This is a genomic window from Labrenzia sp. THAF82, from assembly GCF_009363435.1.
GTDB classification, from domain to species: Bacteria; Pseudomonadota; Alphaproteobacteria; order Rhizobiales; family Stappiaceae; genus Roseibium; species Roseibium porphyridii.
Map to the genome: position 1 here is coordinate 3448889 of NZ_CP045354.1, position 16886 is coordinate 3465774.

13 protein-coding genes are annotated in these 16886 nt (G+C 52.2%); 8 read left to right on the top strand and 5 right to left on the bottom strand.

Annotated features, from left to right (window positions below):
• Positions 1 to 152 precede the first annotated feature (152 nt).
• The 7 genes from FIV00_RS16135 to FIV00_RS16165 all read left to right on the top strand — a co-directional run bounded on the left by FIV00_RS16135 (position 153) and on the right by FIV00_RS16165 (position 11434).
• The gene (locus tag FIV00_RS16135; protein ID WP_152501701.1) at positions 153 to 1421 is read left to right on the top strand and encodes a hypothetical protein; all 1269 of its coding nucleotides are present in this window, start codon (positions 153 to 155) and stop codon (positions 1419 to 1421) included.
• Complete coding sequence (locus tag FIV00_RS16140; protein WP_152501702.1) at positions 1414 to 1629, top strand: hypothetical protein; 216 nt, start codon at positions 1414 to 1416, stop codon at positions 1627 to 1629. Before FIV00_RS16135 ends, FIV00_RS16140 begins: the two co-directional genes overlap by 8 nt.
• Positions 1626 to 2852 carry an SEL1-like repeat protein gene (locus FIV00_RS16145; RefSeq protein ID WP_152501703.1) on the top strand — a complete coding sequence of 409 codons (1227 nt, stop codon included), beginning with the start codon at positions 1626 to 1628 and terminating at the stop codon, positions 2850 to 2852. Before FIV00_RS16140 ends, FIV00_RS16145 begins: the two co-directional genes overlap by 4 nt.
• Before the next feature lie 3 nt (positions 2853 to 2855).
• Positions 2856 to 4364 carry an MBOAT family protein gene (locus FIV00_RS16150; RefSeq protein ID WP_152501704.1) on the top strand — a complete coding sequence of 503 codons (1509 nt, stop codon included), beginning with the start codon at positions 2856 to 2858 and terminating at the stop codon, positions 4362 to 4364.
• 11 nt (positions 4365 to 4375) lie between these two features.
• Complete coding sequence (locus tag FIV00_RS16155) at positions 4376 to 6340, top strand: hypothetical protein (RefSeq protein ID WP_152501705.1); 1965 nt, start codon at positions 4376 to 4378, stop codon at positions 6338 to 6340.
• A gap of 68 nt (positions 6341 to 6408) precedes the next feature.
• A complete protein-coding gene (locus FIV00_RS16160) occupies positions 6409 to 9906 on the top strand; it encodes a PAS domain S-box protein (RefSeq protein ID WP_152501706.1) in 3498 nt (1165 codons plus the stop codon).
• 37 nt (positions 9907 to 9943) lie between these two features.
• A complete protein-coding gene (locus tag FIV00_RS16165; protein WP_152501707.1) occupies positions 9944 to 11434 on the top strand; it encodes a sigma-54 dependent transcriptional regulator in 1491 nt (496 codons plus the stop codon).
• Positions 11435 to 11477: 43 nt separating this feature from the next.
• Here the strand turns inward: FIV00_RS16165 and FIV00_RS16170 are convergent, their stop codons facing one another.
• Entirely contained in the window at positions 11478 to 12050 is a 573-nt protein-coding gene (locus tag FIV00_RS16170) for an NUDIX hydrolase (RefSeq protein WP_152501708.1), read from the bottom strand.
• A gap of 1 nt (position 12051) precedes the next feature.
• Positions 12052 to 12753: a hypothetical protein gene (locus FIV00_RS16175; protein WP_152501709.1), complete on the bottom strand. Its 702-nt coding sequence runs from the start codon at positions 12751 to 12753 to the stop codon at positions 12052 to 12054.
• A 617-nt stretch (positions 12754 to 13370) separates the two neighbouring features.
• Here FIV00_RS16175 and FIV00_RS16180 point away from each other — a divergent pair.
• Positions 13371 to 14780: a nucleotide sugar dehydrogenase gene (locus FIV00_RS16180; protein ID WP_152501710.1), complete on the top strand. Its 1410-nt coding sequence runs from the start codon at positions 13371 to 13373 to the stop codon at positions 14778 to 14780.
• A 139-nt stretch (positions 14781 to 14919) separates the two neighbouring features.
• Here FIV00_RS16180 and FIV00_RS16185 read toward each other — a convergent pair whose 3' ends face one another.
• The 3 genes from FIV00_RS16185 to FIV00_RS16195 form a co-directional block, all read right to left on the bottom strand.
• Complete coding sequence (locus FIV00_RS16185; protein WP_152501711.1) at positions 14920 to 15459, bottom strand: GNAT family N-acetyltransferase; 540 nt, start codon at positions 15457 to 15459, stop codon at positions 14920 to 14922.
• A 207-nt stretch (positions 15460 to 15666) separates the two neighbouring features.
• Positions 15667 to 16635: a D-2-hydroxyacid dehydrogenase family protein gene (locus FIV00_RS16190; RefSeq protein WP_152501712.1), complete on the bottom strand. Its 969-nt coding sequence runs from the start codon at positions 16633 to 16635 to the stop codon at positions 15667 to 15669.
• Positions 16632 to 16871 (bottom strand): hypothetical protein, encoded by a 240-nt coding sequence (locus tag FIV00_RS16195; RefSeq protein ID WP_152501713.1) that lies wholly within the window; start codon positions 16869 to 16871, stop codon positions 16632 to 16634. Before FIV00_RS16195 ends, FIV00_RS16190 begins: the two co-directional genes overlap by 4 nt.
• Positions 16872 to 16886: the final 15 nt, after the last annotated feature.

Consider the following 16886-nt stretch of genomic DNA (forward strand, 5'->3'; position numbering starts at 1 on the left):
GCAAATAGCCCTTTTCAATTCCGAAAGTGGATCAGGGCTGCAAAATGCAAACAAGACCATAACATACTGAATAATAATAATCTTTAGTTTCACTCGTAAATGGCCCGAGTTTTGTTTCTGTAGTGGCAGCAAAAAAATTCGGAGGCCTTCAGATGAAACTGAGACCGATTGTCTACACCGCAGCATTGGCACTGACCGGCATCGTGGCCCTTGGTCCCGTTGCGTTCAATGCGGTTGTTGACGCCTATGATCACAACAGACTGTTCGACCTGGGGCTCGACAAGCGGGAAATCAGCGTCAAGGCGCATTATCCCCTTTACAAAATGATCGAGTATCCGCGCATCAAGGCCTCAACGGTTGTCCTCGGCGACAGTCGCGCCCGTGCGCTGCAAGACCGCTATTGGCAAGAGCTGGGACGCAACGATGTCTACAATTTTGCCTATGGCGGTGCGACCGTCTACGAAATCTACGACACCTTCGACTATCTGCGTAAAAACGTTGACCTTGAGACCCTGATAGTCAGCCTACCGCTGCGCAGTATGGATGCGCGTTTCAAAGGCGGCATGAACCGTGTTCCAGAAGCGATTTCAATAGCGAATGATCCGTTCGCCTACTACACGAACTGGTTTGTCGCCAAAACCGGCTGGACGCTTCTGAAAAACAGATATCCCTCTGTCTTCGCTTCATTGAACGACATTTCGCTTTGGCCCGTCCAACGTGCGAATGCTGCCGAGTTTGCCGGGCGTGACATGCTGAGTGTTGAAGCTTTGCTGGATCCCGCGCTCTGTGACGAATGCGTTCTCACCACACCGAACGGAACGCTCGTTCTGCCGGCAATCCATCGCCATGGTGGTCTCGGGTTTGGGCACTGGGCGAGATACTGGCCGGAGATCACCATTGATCGTGATCTTCCTCAGCTTTTTGCCAAACAGGTTGGTACCAACGGAGCCGCTGATTGGAGGCGCTTCAAGCAATCGGACGATCTCTGGGACAAGGTTGAGGAAATCGCGCGTTGGAGTAACGAAAATGACGTCGAACTCATTTTTCTGATCCCTCCGACCATTTCTGAAATGCAGCGCAGGATTTCCGATTTCGGACTGTCGACGGCGAACCATAAATTCCGGGAGCGGTTGTCTGAGCTGGCCATGGTCGTCGACCTTGATTTCGACGCTCCATTCACGCGGGAGCTGAACAATTTCACCGACGCTTATCACTTCGGTTCTGATCCCGCGCGCAAGATTGTCGGTGAACTGGTTCTACTGACGGACAGTAACGACGACCAACAAACCAAAGCGATCGCTCGCCGCAAGGGCCTGGCGTGTCCTGTTTCCGGCGATGACGTCAAAAACAGTCACAGCGAAGGAACCTTGACGCTACTGGAAGGCAATTCCTGCCGGATCTGGAGGCGGACCAATGGGTAAGAAGCTCAACCTGATGAGTGATCTGATGGTCGGTCTTGCCGGCTTCATGATCGGGGCGGCAACCGTTTCATTCCTCGCAACCGGTCAAGACGAAGACAACCTGGTGCCGGAAAAAGTCGAATGGCTTTTCGACAGATCGAATGCCCTTTCGTGCCAGTCCTGCACCGGAAATTTTGACCGTCTGTTTGATCCGGAGATGCAAAAATGACCAGGACCACCAAAAGACTGTCGATCTGGAAATTGATGCTGCTTGGTACAGTATTCGGTGTCTCAGGCGCAATTGCCCTTTCCGGGGACATCGTACCGGAGACTGTCAGATCTGAACGCATCGATCCGACAATTGAAGAAATGATCAAACAGGCGCGTGGACTGCAGAAGGTTGGACGCTGGAACGCGGCAGCAGATCTGCTGACACAGCTTGCCAATGATGGGCACCCTGTTGCGCTCTATCATTTGGGCCGGGCTTACAAAAACGGTTGGGGCGTTGAAGCCGATCACGCTCAGGCTCGGCTGATCTTTATGGAAGCAGTTCGGTATTCCTTCAGCTTCAGGGGCGAAACCGCTTATGAACTGGGACGCCTGTTTCAACGCTCGTCTGGTGAGCGCTGTGCGGAAATCGCACTGCAGTGGTTCCACAAGGCGTTGGCCTGGGATTACCCAAAGGCGCATGTACAACTTGCCAAGCATTATGAGCGCGGCATTGGCACAGAGCGGAACCTGCCTGCAGCTTTTGATCACTACGAAAAAGCGGCCATTCACGGATATCCGTCCTCCACGATCAACTATGCCCGCATTTTGCTCACCGGTCGGTATGGCACTATTGCGGACCCGGATAGAGCTGCCTTTTGGGCAAGCAGAGCAATTGAGGGTCTGGAAAAGAAGGCCCGGGACGGATCTGCAAGTTCAGCCAAGACGCTTGGTCGCATTTTCCGTGACGGGGAATTTCTGCCTGCAGATCCTTCACTTGCGAAAGACTGGTTCCTGAGATCAGCCGATCTCGGGGATGCTGGCGCAATGCACGATTTGGGTTTGATGATCCTGACGGGCGACGCGGATGCAGACGACGTTCAGGACGCTCTCAAATGGTTGCGGCTAGCAGCAAAAGCAGAGCACGGCGGAGCCCTTACAGCACTCGGCAGGCTGCATTTGAAGGAAGTCCACGGTTTGTCCAGACAGGAAGCTGTCGACTTTTTCCAACGCGGAGTTGAAGTCGGCCATCCAGGGGCAATGGAAGAACTCGGCAGGCTTTACGCCATTGGGCAACTGGTTCCGCAAGACCGGACCAAAGCCATGGAACTTGCGGGCAAAGGCGCGGACCGAGGACACCAGGGCAGCGCCCGCCTCTTGAAGGAACTTCAAAAAACAGACGAGGCCAATCTTACGGTCATCGAGCGTTCTTTCCAACCAAACCAGAACAAGACGGAGGGCTAAGTCATGGTCTTCAGTTCATTGGAATTCATGTATCTGTTCATGCCACCGGTTCTTGTCGGCTACCTTTTGCTGCGGCATTGGGGTTGGGAAAACGGCATCATTTGGTGGCTAACCATCGCTTCACTTGTGTTTTACGCGTGGTGGACACCCATATACCTGCCCCTTCTTTTGGGGTCGGTTGTCATCAACTTCGGATTTCACCGCATCCTGAGGCAGATCCGCGAAAAGTTCATTCTTGTTGCCGGCATTTGTTTCAATCTGGCGCTCATTGCAGTGTTCAAATATGCGGACTTCTTTATCGGCAATGCGAACCTGATGTCCGGTGCTGACATTCCGTTGTTGCATCTTGCGTTGCCACTCGCGATTTCGTTCTTCACCTTCCAGCAAATTTCTTTTCTGGTTGATACCTACAAGGGCGAAATCTCTGAATGCGATTTTCCGCGATACATGCTGTTCGTCGTCTTCTTTCCGCAGTTGATCGCCGGACCGATCGTCATGCAGAAGGAAACCATCCCGCAGTTCAGGCTGCCGGTTTTCCGCAACAAACTTGTGTTGAACCTCGCAGTTGGCGGAACTCTGTTCGCAATTGGACTGTTCAAGAAGATTGTTCTTGCTGACGGCATTGCACCTTACGCCAATGGTGTCTTCAACTTGGCGGAGACGACTGGCGGAGTACCCTTCGAAGCGGCCTGGATTGGAGCACTTGCCTATACATTCCAGCTCTATTTCGATTTTTCCGGATATTGCGACATGGCCTTGGGCCTTGCCAGAATGTTCGGGATTCGCCTTCCGGTGAATTTCAACTCCCCCTACAAAGCGACCAGCATCTCCGACTTCTGGCGTCGGTGGCACATTACGCTTTCCCATTTCCTGCGGGACTATCTCTATATCCCCTTGGGCGGAAACCGCTCAGGACCGGTGCGCCGTTACGGCAATTTGATGATCACAATGCTGCTTGGCGGACTGTGGCACGGTGCCAGTTGGACTTTCGTCTTCTGGGGCGGCCTGCATGGTGCCTACCTGGCGATCAATCATGGTTGGTCCGCGCTGTCGGAAAAGGGCTATGTTCCGAATGTCCTGCCTCGGTCGGTAGGCCTCTTTCTGTCCCGTGCACTCACCCTGCTGGCCGTCGTCGTTGCCTGGGTATTCTTCCGTGCCGAGAGCTTTGCAGGCGCTACGAATATTCTTCAAGGCATGACCGGATTGTCGACGGTCTACGAACCGAAGTTATGGGAAGGCCTGGTGACAGGAACCGCACCGATTTGGGCCGGTTTGATCTGTCTCGCAGCGATTGTGTTTCTGCTCCCGAATTCCATTGAATTCACGGAAAAGTACAATCCTATTCTCGGTCTCAAGAAGTTTGCCGCTCAGCGGCGCAGCGAAGGGTTTCTTCCGGTTCGTTGGCAACCAAACGCCAGGTGGGCTGCCGCAGTCTCCATTCTGTTCGGTGTTGCCCTCATCCAGACCTATCGCCTGGCTGAAATGACCGAATTCATCTACTTCAACTTCTGACGGAGCATGGCATGCGAATTGTTTTAATGCTCCCGATGATCCTGGTGTTCTGTTGTCCTTCCTGGGCAGCAGAACTTCATCAGAGGCAGGCAATCGACCAACTGGTTCTCCCGGCGCAAGGGATAAGTGTTGACCTTAAATCTGGGGAGGTATCGAGAAGAGGCGTGACCGGCCAGTGTCTTGAGCAAGTTTCACAAGCAGGTCGTCACCAATTGGTTGTTCAGAAAATGCCTGGCGACGATGCACCGTCAGTCATGCTGAACAAGACCCCCGTCACATGGATCAAAGCCGTAACCGGCGAAGCAAGACTGGGCAGCCTGAGGCTTTCTAGAGACGGCTCTCTATTTGCGCTTCGAAAATGGAAAACCGGTGACAAGCAAACAGAGTTGCTGCAGGACGGTCGGGTCGTCCTAACCTGGAAACGCGGCTTTATTGTCCGATTGTTACAGGTTCGGACAGGAGATGTGGCTGTCCTAGAAGAGCAAGGTGATCAGGCGGCAAAACTTTTCCGATATCGTCGAAATTCAAGCGGTGAAACCACGTCCGACCGGGAAGAGCTTGTCGACTTCGGAAGCTGCAAACCTGGTCGACTACGTCTCAAGGGCGACGATCTCTGGGCATGGCTAGACTGTGATGAAGATGCTCAAAAGGGTATCTACCGCATTTCGCTGAAAATGGGCGAAATCGGGTTGCCAGAAATGTCCAATCCTGATGCAGACTTTGTAACGCTGCCCAAGACGTTCGACTTGAGCAAAGGTGAAACCATCGCGGTCATAGATGGTTCACCTGCAGCGAAACACTTTCATTTTGCGCTGAATGGTCTCTTGCTTTCGCAAACAGGTGAAGTGAAGGCGTGTTCCTCTGATGCTGAAGGCATGCAAAGCTGGAACCAGAGTTATCGACTGAGAGCGTTGGCGACCCTTTATGCCAAGACCGGCGCTTCCGTGTTTTCCGGGATGGCTCGCAAGTCGATGCGCTTAAGCCTTGCTACAAACGATGGTGAGGCCGGACGCGCAGGCCCCGACAATCCTTCGTGTGGCTGGAGTTCAACGATTTATGGGACCAAGCCGGGTGAACGGCTCAGCCTCATGATCAATCAAGCCATGATTTCGAATGCTCTTTCGACCAGCTGTGACCTCCTTGGGCCCACCTGCCCTGAACATGTTGCTGAGCGGATAGCCGATATGTCGATGTGCCTGATCAATCATTTCGAACCTCAATTTGACGCGAAGGCCGGGCTTTACCGTATCGACGCTGATGCCGGTTTCCGGTTTGCGGGATCCGTCGCGCCCTGGAACTGGCAAATTGCCTTCGCCGAGGTTCTGTATCGTAGCGACGATGGTTCCCTTCGCTGGCACGCTCGCCAGATTGCAAGGCGGTTCCTGAAATCCTGGAAGTTCAATTCGGATGGCGCGTTATGGCGCTATTGGCCTGACGCCTACTATCAGGAGAACGGTCTGAAAGAGGTGCAATTGAAAAAACAGCGGTTTGAAGACACGGGCCATGCCGGCATAAGTTTGCTGAGTCTTGGCCGAATTGCGGATCAAGACCTGATAGCCGACATTGGCTCCGTTGGGGCCCGGCTCGACTATTTGTTGTCATTCGGTACAGACACTCCACGCGACCTTGATGGCAAAGGTCCGCGATCTGGTCGATGGTTTCCATCCGGCGGTTGGGCAAATTTCGCGACCGATAAGTTCAAGGCGGCGCTGAGTGGCCCAGTGCCCGGATGGCGTTCCGCCGACGCTCTCTACGCCTATGCTGCGCTTTTCGATCCCGATAAGCCGTTTCAACTGACAATGGACATATTCGTTTGTGCCGACATCTGCCGGCGAGAAAGGCAATTCACCTATGAGAACTGGCAGTCTTATCTAACCGAAAATCCACTCTTTCAACTTCGACAGGCTGAGGCGCGAAACGATAGCGAAATTGCACCAGAGGAATTTTTCAAGAAATCGAATTTTTATAAACCATGAGCAGGCATGATAGCCAAGGCCCTTCCAAGGTTGCGGGCCCGAAGACGGCGGAGCGAAGGACCAAAACCATGCGCACCTGGATTAAACAGATGAGCCAAGATGCAACATTCTGGCTGGTTCTGATCTTCATATCCGCTTCCGCCATCGCGGCCTATGTGCTCGCTGTTGATTTCGGGCAAAAGACGCGAACAGCGGACCTATCAGCAGCCGCGAAAGCACAGTCTGATCTACTGACGGCAACCCGATCGTTTTATTCCAGGGAAGTCATCGACAAACTCTATTCATCTGATGTCAGCGTCAGCCATGAATATCACGACAAGGAACTGACGATACCTGCCCCAGTGTCCATGACACTGGCCTTGGAGGAAGAACTCAGCCGTCAAGGTTCGGACAGTACAATCAGGATGCTCTCCGATTATCCGTGGCCTTGGCGCAATGATCGTCAGCTGGACGATTTCGAAAGAGAGGCGCTCAAGGCGTTACAGGAAAACCCGGGTGAACCCTTTCAACGGCTCGAGCAAAGAGACAACGGAGCGGTCTTCCGGAGTGCCACGGCAGTGCGCATGGAAGGAAGCTGCGTTGCCTGTCACAACACACATCCTCAATCTCCGAAACAGGATTGGGAAATTGGTGACATTCGTGGTTTGCAGGAAGTCGTCATACCGGCGAGCGCTCTTTTCGGAACTGGTTTCACGTCAATCAACAATCTGATCTTTATGCTTGCAGTTGCCTTCGTTGCAGCTGTGGCGTTGACACTTGTGCTCTCCAATCAACGACAACGAGCTACCAAGCGTCTATCTGATATGGCGACCGCGGAGCGGGAGAAAAATGAAGCACTAGTCGCGGCTACACGTCGTGCAGAGGCCGGCGAAGCACAGGTCAGTGCAATTTTGGAGACCATGCTGGATGGTGTTCTTTCGATCGGAACCGATGGAAAGATACTAAGTGTGAATCCGGCGGCGTGCGATATGTTCGGGGCGAAGGCACCTTCGGAACTTGTCGATCTGAAAATCTGTGATCTTCTCCCCGATACCGAAAACTCAGACCTTCCATTTGAATGCTGCAATAAGGGCACTCGGCCTCTGGAGATTGCGGCCGCCGGAATGCGATTTGAATCGGTTGGCAAACGCATGGACGGCTACGAAACGCCTGTTGAGCTGTCGCTTACCAAGTCCAGATCCGGTTCGACAGACATCTATACGGCGATCCTAAGAGATCTAACTGCTCAAAAGGCTGCAGCTGAGAAGCTGAAGCAGGCTGAAACGCGCCTCGTCGACGCAATCGAGTCTCTGCCAGATGGTTTCGTTCTTTACGATGCCGACGATCGGCTTGTTTTGTGCAACAGCAAATACAAGGAGTTCTACAACAGAAGCGCGGATCTGATCGAAATCGGCAAGAAGTTCGAAGACATTATCCGAGGTGGCGCCAAACGCGGCCAATATCAAGTGTCCGATCACGTCCTTGAAGAATGGGTTGCCTTGCGCATGGAACGCCATCGCAACCCCGGTGCGCCGATGGAACAGCACCTGGATGATGGTCGTTGGCTCCGCGTGATTGAATCCCGAACCAGCGAAGGCGGTCTCGTTGGATTCCGCGTCGACATCACAGAGCTCAAAAAGCGCGAAGAAGAACTGAGGCGCAGTCAGGACCTTTTGCGCAACGTGGTAGATGCCTCGTTTGATGGTGTGATTGTCATGAACGGTGAAGGCATTGTTCTGGATTTCAGTCCGGCTGCCGAAGACGTTTTCGGATGGTCTGCCAACGAGATCATCGGCCAGAAAATGTCCGATTACATCATTCCTGAAAAATATCGACAGATGCACGACACTGGGCTTGAGCGTTTCCTGGAGACAGGCGAAGGACCGGTTCTTGGCAAAAGGATAGAAATTGAAGGGCTTCACAAAGAAGGCAACGAGATGATCGTGGAACTTGCCATCCGCCATACCAAGGGAGCGGAAGGTCCTTTGTTCCTGGGCTATGTTCGTGACATCACCGAACGAAAGGCTGCCGATGCCGCTTTGAGGGATGCCAAGGAAAAGGCCGAGGCTGCGAATGAGGCGAAGGCTAAGTTCCTGGCCATGATGAGCCATGAGATCCGCACACCTATGAACGGCGTGCTCGGGATTCTGAGCTTGTTGCGCGATACCGATCTCGATCCGTCGCAGAAGGCCTATGTCAAAACAGCAAGAGAATCCGGCCGCTCACTGCTGGAGCTCATCAACGATATTCTGGACTTTTCCAAGCTGGAAGCCGGACGCATGGAACTTGAGCATGCCCCTTTCCGACTGAACACTCTGGTCAAGAGCGTCATGGATCTTTTCAAGCCGACTGCTCAGGACAAGGGATTGGGACTGTTTCTGAACTATCCGGACAACGTACCCGTTCATGTCGTCGGTGATGCGGGCCGCCTGCGGCAGGTCGTATTGAACCTCGTCTCGAATGCGATCAAGTTTACCGAAATAGGTTCGGTTGAGATAACGGTCGCAATTGCTTCAGAAGATGAGCGTCGTCCGACTTTCCGTTTTTCCGTCAAAGACACAGGCATCGGAATTCCAAAAGACAAACACGAAAGCCTCTTTGCAGAATTTGTCACGGTCGACAGCAGCTACACCAAAAAACAGGGTGGTACTGGTTTGGGGTTGGCGATCTGCAATCAGATTACTCAATTGATGGACGGTGAATTGACCGTTGAAAGCTTGCCTGGAGCGGGCAGCACTTTCCACTTTGCCATTCCAATAGAACTTGCCGATGATCAGACGGCTGTTGACGAACCTTCCCATGAAAATCCTGAAACGGACTTTCCGGAGGGATTGGTCATCCTGCTGGCGGAAGACAATGCGACAAATCAGATTGTTGTTAGCCATACGCTGGAAAATGCGGGATGTGACATCGACATTGCCAACAATGGCAAGGAAGCCGTGCAGGCGGCACAAAAACGGGACTATGACTGCATCTTGATGGATATCTCGATGCCCGAGATGGATGGTCTGGAAGCAAGCAAGCTGATCAAGAACGGTCGCCGAAACGCGACAACACCCATCGTCGCCTTGACCGCTTATTCTCTCAGAGGTGATCGTGAACGGTTTATTGCAGCCGGGATGACGGATTTTCTGGCTAAACCAGTCGAGAAAGAAGACCTGCTCGCCTGCATCGCCTCAAATGTCGGTCAGCGTGAAATTCAGTCAACCGATGACCTTCAAGGAAATCAAGAGAACACTCTTTCGGCAGCCCGGGACATCCTGAGCACCATGCCTGAAGAGCTACAAAAGAAGCTTCTTACCCAATTCATTGAGGACACGACCAAGAGACGCGAGGCTGCGAAACTGGCGGTTGAGAATAATGATCTGGAGAAACTTGAACGCGCGACACACGCCCTCAAGAGCGTTGCCGGCACCTTTGGGGCGGGAGAACTCACAAATGTGGCCGCGGCAATCAACACTCTTGCAAGAGACAACAAATCTATCGCGGCCATGTCCAGGCTGGACGAACTGGAAGAGACATGTGACAGAACGTTAGGGGAAGTGAAAGCTTTAGCTGACGAAATGGGCATCGCTTTATCCATTTGAGAGCCAATTTTGTGCCGTTCGCCCGGAGGAGTGTGAATTGAAAGTTCTGATCGTAGAAGATGCACTCCCGCTGGCCACTGTCTATGGCCACCAGCTTTCACGGGCTGGTATTGATACGCTACATGTCGAAACTGGTCAGGATGCCATAGACAGATTGCGCAAGGGGGGCATCAGCGTTGTCCTTCTTGATCTGCAACTGCCGGATATGAGCGGGCACGATGTGCTGACTTTGATTGGTGAGGAACAATTGCCTGTCACAGTGGTGGTTGTGACGAGTTCCGGCTCAATCAAGACGGCGGTCGAGGCCATGCAGGCCGGTGCCTACGACTTTCTTGTCAAACCCGTCGCCGAAGAACGATTGGTGACAACGACGCGCAATGCGCTGGAACGTGAAACGCTTACCGAAGTCGTCGAAGAAGTGCGGAAACCGACGACCCAGAAAACCAATCACGGGTTTGTCGGCTCATCCCTTCCCATGACGGCCGTTTACAAGATGATCGAGAGTGTCGCCCGTTCGAATGCATCTGTATTCATCACGGGTGAAAGTGGAACCGGTAAAGAGGTGTGCGCCGAGGCCATTCACAAATCCAGTCCGCGTGTCAAAAAGCCCTTCGTTCCGCTCAATTGCGCTGCAATTCCGAAAGACCTTATCGAGTCGGAGATATTCGGACACGTCAAAGGGGCGTTCACCGGCGCCACCTCGGACAGGGATGGTGCTGCTGCACGAGCAGATGGTGGAACACTGTTTCTGGATGAAATCTGTGAACTTGAATTGAACCTTCAGGCCAAACTTCTCCGATTTCTGCAAAGCGGAACGGTGCAGAAAGTCGGTAGTGACAGCTTGAAGAAGATCGATGTGCGCATTGTCTGCGCCACCAACCGAGATCCACTGGAAGAGGTTGAAGCCGGTCGTTTTCGTGAAGATCTTTACTACCGACTGCACGTATTGCCGATTGGTCTTCCTCCGCTGCGTGCCAGAGGCGCTGACATTTTGGAGCTCGCTCGCCACTTCCTATTGCAGTTCGGCAAAGAAGAACAAAAGGCATTCGAAGGCTTTTCTGTCGAAGCGGAAGAAATGCTCTTGGGGCATTCCTGGCCCGGAAATGTTCGAGAAATGCAAAACACGATACGAAATCTCGTTGTTTTGAACGAAGGACCGATCGTCGAAACCGACATGCTGTCGACTTTGGCCGGTCGTGTGCCGAACACCGCACGTGAAACTGTTGCCGTTCCTCGTCAAGTACCAGAATCGCTAAACCGTTCATTTGCTTCTGAAAGTGGCGTCGCTGGCGATTGGCCAAATATCACACTTTCGCTGGGGCAGTCTTACGACACTCTGGAACGACAACTTATTGAAGCAACCATTGATGCCTGTGGCGGCAGTTTGCCGAAAACGGCTCGTGTGCTTGAGGTCAGTCCGTCCACGCTGTACCGGAAAAAGGAAATATGGGCAGCTCAGGAAGATGAAGAAACACAGTCGATCGAAACTGACGATGAAGCTTCAATCACCCATGCGATGGAGAACTGACTGTTCGCTGGCAGTCAGTCAGTTTCCTCGTTTTCATTGATTGCTAATCGGCAAGATACATTTCCGCCAGACCGATTGCGGCGACATGTGAGGCGATGGGGGTTTTTCCGCTCAGCATTGACCGTCTCACTTCTTTGCGTGGAACAGTGAGCAATGTCGATGTTTCGAGGTCTCCCGAATTAGCCTCACACAATTTTATCACGTGACTGGCGATAAAGACATGCGATTTGGCAATTTTCTGATTGCCGTGAAGCACCATCGTAGGGGCTGCGACCCATTTGCCGCCACCATAGCCGGTTTCCTCAAGCAATTCCCGACGTGCCGAGAATTCGGGGTCTTCACAGGCATCAATTTGCCCACCTGGAAGAGTGAGACAGGTCTGCCCTACCCCGTGTTTGTATTGCTGAAGAATGAGCACTTCATCTTGATCCGTGACGGCATAGATACTGGCAAATGAAGGCAGATCGATCTGATAGTAGTCGTCCACTATGCGACTGTCCGGCAGACTGATCGTCTGGCGGAGCACACGAAGACGGTCACCAGCTTCAAAGACCTTTCGGCTGTCCAGTACCGACCATCCAACCGGGTCGCTGGTTTTTGGCTGTAAGGAACGCATCTCAGGCCTCCTCGAGCATGGATGCCGGCAGATCAAAGAGGTATTCTTGTCCGGACATACAACGTTTTTCGTAGCTCAACAGCTGACTGACGTCACAGGGGCCGCCTACGACCGTGCAAATGTCTACTTCGGAAAAAGCGTTGTGCAATGGCCGGGCAAAACCGCTGACCGAACGGGGCTTGAGATAGGAAATCAGGCGCGCTGATTTGTGCCGTTTGATTATATGGTTGCGAACAATCGAGCTGTTGAAGGAACTCGGCATGATCAGAAGACTGTGGTCTGTATCCCGATAGACTTCATAACTCGGGAAACGGGCACTGAACTCATCCAATATGACCGTGAGCTCATTGTGTTCATTCTCCCATTTCTTGTAGTCCTCGATTTGTTTTGCGGTGCTGTTGGTGCCGGCAAGGCAAATGCGGAGTGATGCTGGACCACATTCGATTGTTGGCGTTCGCTTGGCTGGATAAGAGCTTTGCTGCACAACCTTCGCGACGAATTCGAAAAGATCGTCGGAAAAGTCGTGCTCATGCCTGATCATGATCTCGTTCTGAGACCAGAGTTCAGAGCCGGAGTTTGCAAAAACTCCGGTCAATGATCTGATGAGCCTTTCAGGTAGGCGCAACAGGACATCGTTGTAGCTTGACCGGCTCAGCAGATAGCAGGGACGCAGTTTTGCGAAGTCTTCAAGATAACTCGCCAAGTCATGTTCCAAATGCGCTTGATCGTTGCGGACCAACACGTCCAAGTCCAAAAGAAAGACATTATTCAGTTGGCTTACAGTGCGAGAGATGGGTCCGGATACACGACCGACCGGGGCGAAATTTGGCTTCGGAAACATATCTGCTTCTCCTTTGAAAAGGGTTTGTTGAAGCAATTGCAAAGACTTCGCCAGTTGTTCCCTCAATTGGAAAATATCTAAAATGTGAAATAAAACAGATATTTACGATATGATGCCTTTGAGACGATGGTGACTTTGCCAGTTTGGTTTTTGCGAAACGACAACTGAGACATCTGAATTTGCAAAACCTGCCAAGCCTGCGATCGCTTGCCATGTTCATTATAAATATACGCCCATATGGCTCGGCAAGAACGGGACCCAAATTTTGGGCAGCCCTAACTCCTGCATGCAGCTACCTGGCGGATTTTTCAATTTGCGCAAATTTGAATTCGTTTTTTTGATTTTCGGAATTGCAAACTCTTATCCACTCAGCGTTAAATTAAATAAGTGTCTGTAAAATATATTATAATTCAATTTCATACGTATTGGCACGGTCCTTGTTCTCTGTATCCCAGAACGATGTTTCCAGGAGAAAACAGATGAACATGTATATCGGCAACCTCAATACAGCCCAGAAAATCGACAGGCTTCCCTTCAGCATTGTAGAGCCGAAGGCTTCGATCAGCGTCATTGGTCTTGGCTATGTCGGTGCGGTTTCCCTTGCCTGTCTCAGCTCTCTCGGGCACCGCGTTGTAGGTGCCGATATTGACCAGAAGAAAGTTGACTCAATTGCCTGGGGCAACAGCCCTATTCATGAGGACCGCCTGTCCGAGCTCTTGACCCGTGGCGTTTCCGAAGATCTGCTTTCTGCAACCACCAATCTGCACAGAGCTGTTCGCGAAACGGATGTTACATTCGTCTCCGTTGGCACACCGACCAGCAAGGACGGTGGTTGCGATACGCGAGCGATTGAGGCTGTTGCAAAAGGCATCGGTGAGGCACTCGCAGACAAAACCGCGTTTCATGTTGTGGTTCTTCGGTGTTCGGTTCCCCCCGGTACGACGCTCGATATTATGAAGCCGATCATAGAACGGCATTCGGGCAAGGTTGCCGGCGTCGATTTTGGAATTGGGTTCAATCCGGAGTTCTTGCGCGAAGGTACGGCAGTCGTAGACTTTCATGAACCGCCCAAAACTGTGATTGGTGTAACGGATACCAAGACTGCGGAGGTTCTGTCGAAGATCTACGAACCAGTCGACAAATCCCCAATCGTGACGACCGTTGAAGTCGCTGAACTCGCAAAATACGTCGATAACGTCTGGCATGCTGCAAAAGTGTGTTTTGCAAACGAAGTTGGCCGGCTTTGCAAACCCATGGGCATCGACAGTCATGCGGTCATGGACATCTTCGTTCAGGATACGAAGCTCAACCTTTCTCCTTACTACCTGAAGCCGGGATTTGCCTTCGGCGGTTCCTGCCTGCCCAAGGAGGTTCGGGCAGTCAGTCACCTGGCCGATAAACTTGGCGTCGATTTGCCGATGATTGATGCATTGATGCCGTCCAACCAGAAACAGATCGATCAGGCTGTGGGTCTTGTAGAAAGAAGCGGTGCGAAAAAGGTCGCGATCCTGGGCGTCGCCTTCAAGCCCGGCACTGACGACCTAAGGGAAAGTCCGACACTCGAGGTCATTGCAGAACTCAAGAATAGAGGTGTCGAAGTTACGGCTTTTGATCCCGCTATACAGCCGGGACCGCACATCAAACAACAATTTGACTACATGCAATACGCAGCCCCTCACCTTAAGGATGTCGTTGAAGACCTGCCGGAGTTTTTGAAGGAGGCTGCCGCAGAAGCAGTCGAAGACGCTGATGCGATTATCGTATCGCAGAAGATCCCAGGTCTTCGGAGTGTGTTGGAGTCCAAAAAAGAAGACGCAGTGATTGTGGACCTCGTCCGTATTTCAGCTCCGCTCCCTGCCTCTTCCAATTACACTGGAATTGGTTGGTAGGACCGCACACTCCCATCCGCTCCCTTTCGCCCCATCGCCCACCTAAGAAAGGGAGCGGATACTCTTTGCCAGGCCAAGTGCCTGGCATTGAAGTTCTAAGTGGATCGATTGATCTGGGGCGCTGTGCAAAGACCGGAATTCACCAATAAATAGGTTTTCCCATCGCTGTAACACACCGGGATGATCCCTTGATGGAGGTCAGAGGTGTCGCTGTCAGGGATTGCCCGAGCCATCCGAATGGGTATTGCAGCTTGAATGGCGCAGCCACGTCTTCCTCGGTGATCGGTTTAAAGCCAACCCGTGAATAAAACTTCGGATCGCCGTAGGTCAAGGCAACTTCGACGCCGGCTTGCGCGAGCGCTTTCAATCCGAAGTTTATGAGGCTTTGACCAATCCCTTCACCTTGGCGTGCTGTCGCAACTGCGACAGGTCCGAGCACGAAGACATCGCGATCATCCTGGTCGAAGACCATCCGGGAGAACATGATGGCTGCGACGACGTTTTCTTTGTCGATAGCATAGAACGTATGAAGATCACCCGAGGCAGTCTCCCGCAGGAGATCACGCGACAGTTGCCGGATCAATTTTCCTTCTTCAGCACCTTCTGCTTCTGCAAAAACGTTGCCGAAGAGTTTGCAAATGTCGCTTTCGCGGCCGCTCGCGTTCTCAAAAAACTCCATGGGAACCTATCCGCCCGGGTCATGACAATTAGCTTTGGTCGACCTGCTTCAAATTCAATATCCGTCGCGACCACAAGGATTGAGATGTGCCTAAGGTCTTTAAGCGCTGCAATCAAGATCGGATATCTTAAGCCAGGTCGCCCGTAGGTGATCCAAGTTAATGGTTGTGAATTGGATCGCGAATCCGGTGAGGTCTTGCTTTCTGCGTCAGACCATAACTTCCGGATTGATCATGTGTATGGGCTTGTTATCTGCATAAGCAACGATCTGATCGAAGATATCAGAAAACTGAAGATCGAATTCGTCTTCGGTGACGTAGCCAATATGCGGCGTTGCCAAAACATTTGGAGAGGTCAAAAGCGGATTTTTGACATCGGACATTGGCTCTGTGTCGAAGACGTCAACTGCCGCAAAGATACGACCTTTTGCGATCTCAGCCTCCAGTTCACCGGGCGCGATCAAGCCTGATCTGGATGTATTGACCAACAACGAACGTGGCTTCATCGCCGCCAGGTCTTGTTCGGTGATGATCCCACGTGTTTCGGGTTTCAGCCGGACATGCAGGCTTACAATATCTGATGTTGCAAAAAAGAGTTCGCGACTTTCTGCGAGTTGAACGCCGTCTGCCCTTGCCCGTTCTCTGCCAGCTTCAGAGGACCACCATTGAATGTTCATACCTATGGCTTGCGCATATGTGGCAACTGCTTTTGCTATGCGCCCATACCCATAAAGACCAAGCGTGCGATCGCGCAGGGTTCGACCGACACCCATTTGCCAGTTTCCTTCGCGTATCGATGCAACCTGTTCCGGAATTTGCCGATAGCTTGAAAGTATCAGTGCGAGTGTCAGCTCCGCCGCGGCATAAGACGGTGTACCTGAATGCATGTTGGAGCAAAGAAGGACGTTATTTTGTGTGCAGGCTGCAACATCAATATGTGGGTAGACGCTTCGCTGGGAAATCAGCTTCAAGTTTGGCAGCTTGTTGAGGAGCTCAGCGGTAATTTTTGTTCGCTCTCGAAACAGCACAAGACAGTCTGCCTCTTGAAGACGGTCAGAAAGGGTTGATATGTCTTCAACATGATCGGTCCAGACCGTGACGTCATGACCTTGAAGCTTGTCAAAGCAGGCCAAGCTGCGCAGCGTGTCAAACCAGTCATCCAGAATATGTACTTTCATCGATTTTCTGCGCCGCCTCCTGCAACAAGCGTTCTTGGGGTGGGAACAAACACCTCGGAGTTCATGGCATCGAGTGCCCTTGTCACCTGCGCCCGTTTGGACAACAGGCCGTTGTATTGGACGTCGCAGCCGGCGACAGGCGTTGGGTAGTTCTTGATTTCATCGGCTATCTGTTGACGAGCGATCAGAAGTGCAAGGATTGCGGCCTCGATATGTGCATCGTATTCGGTTTTCACGCTTAGCACCCGTTT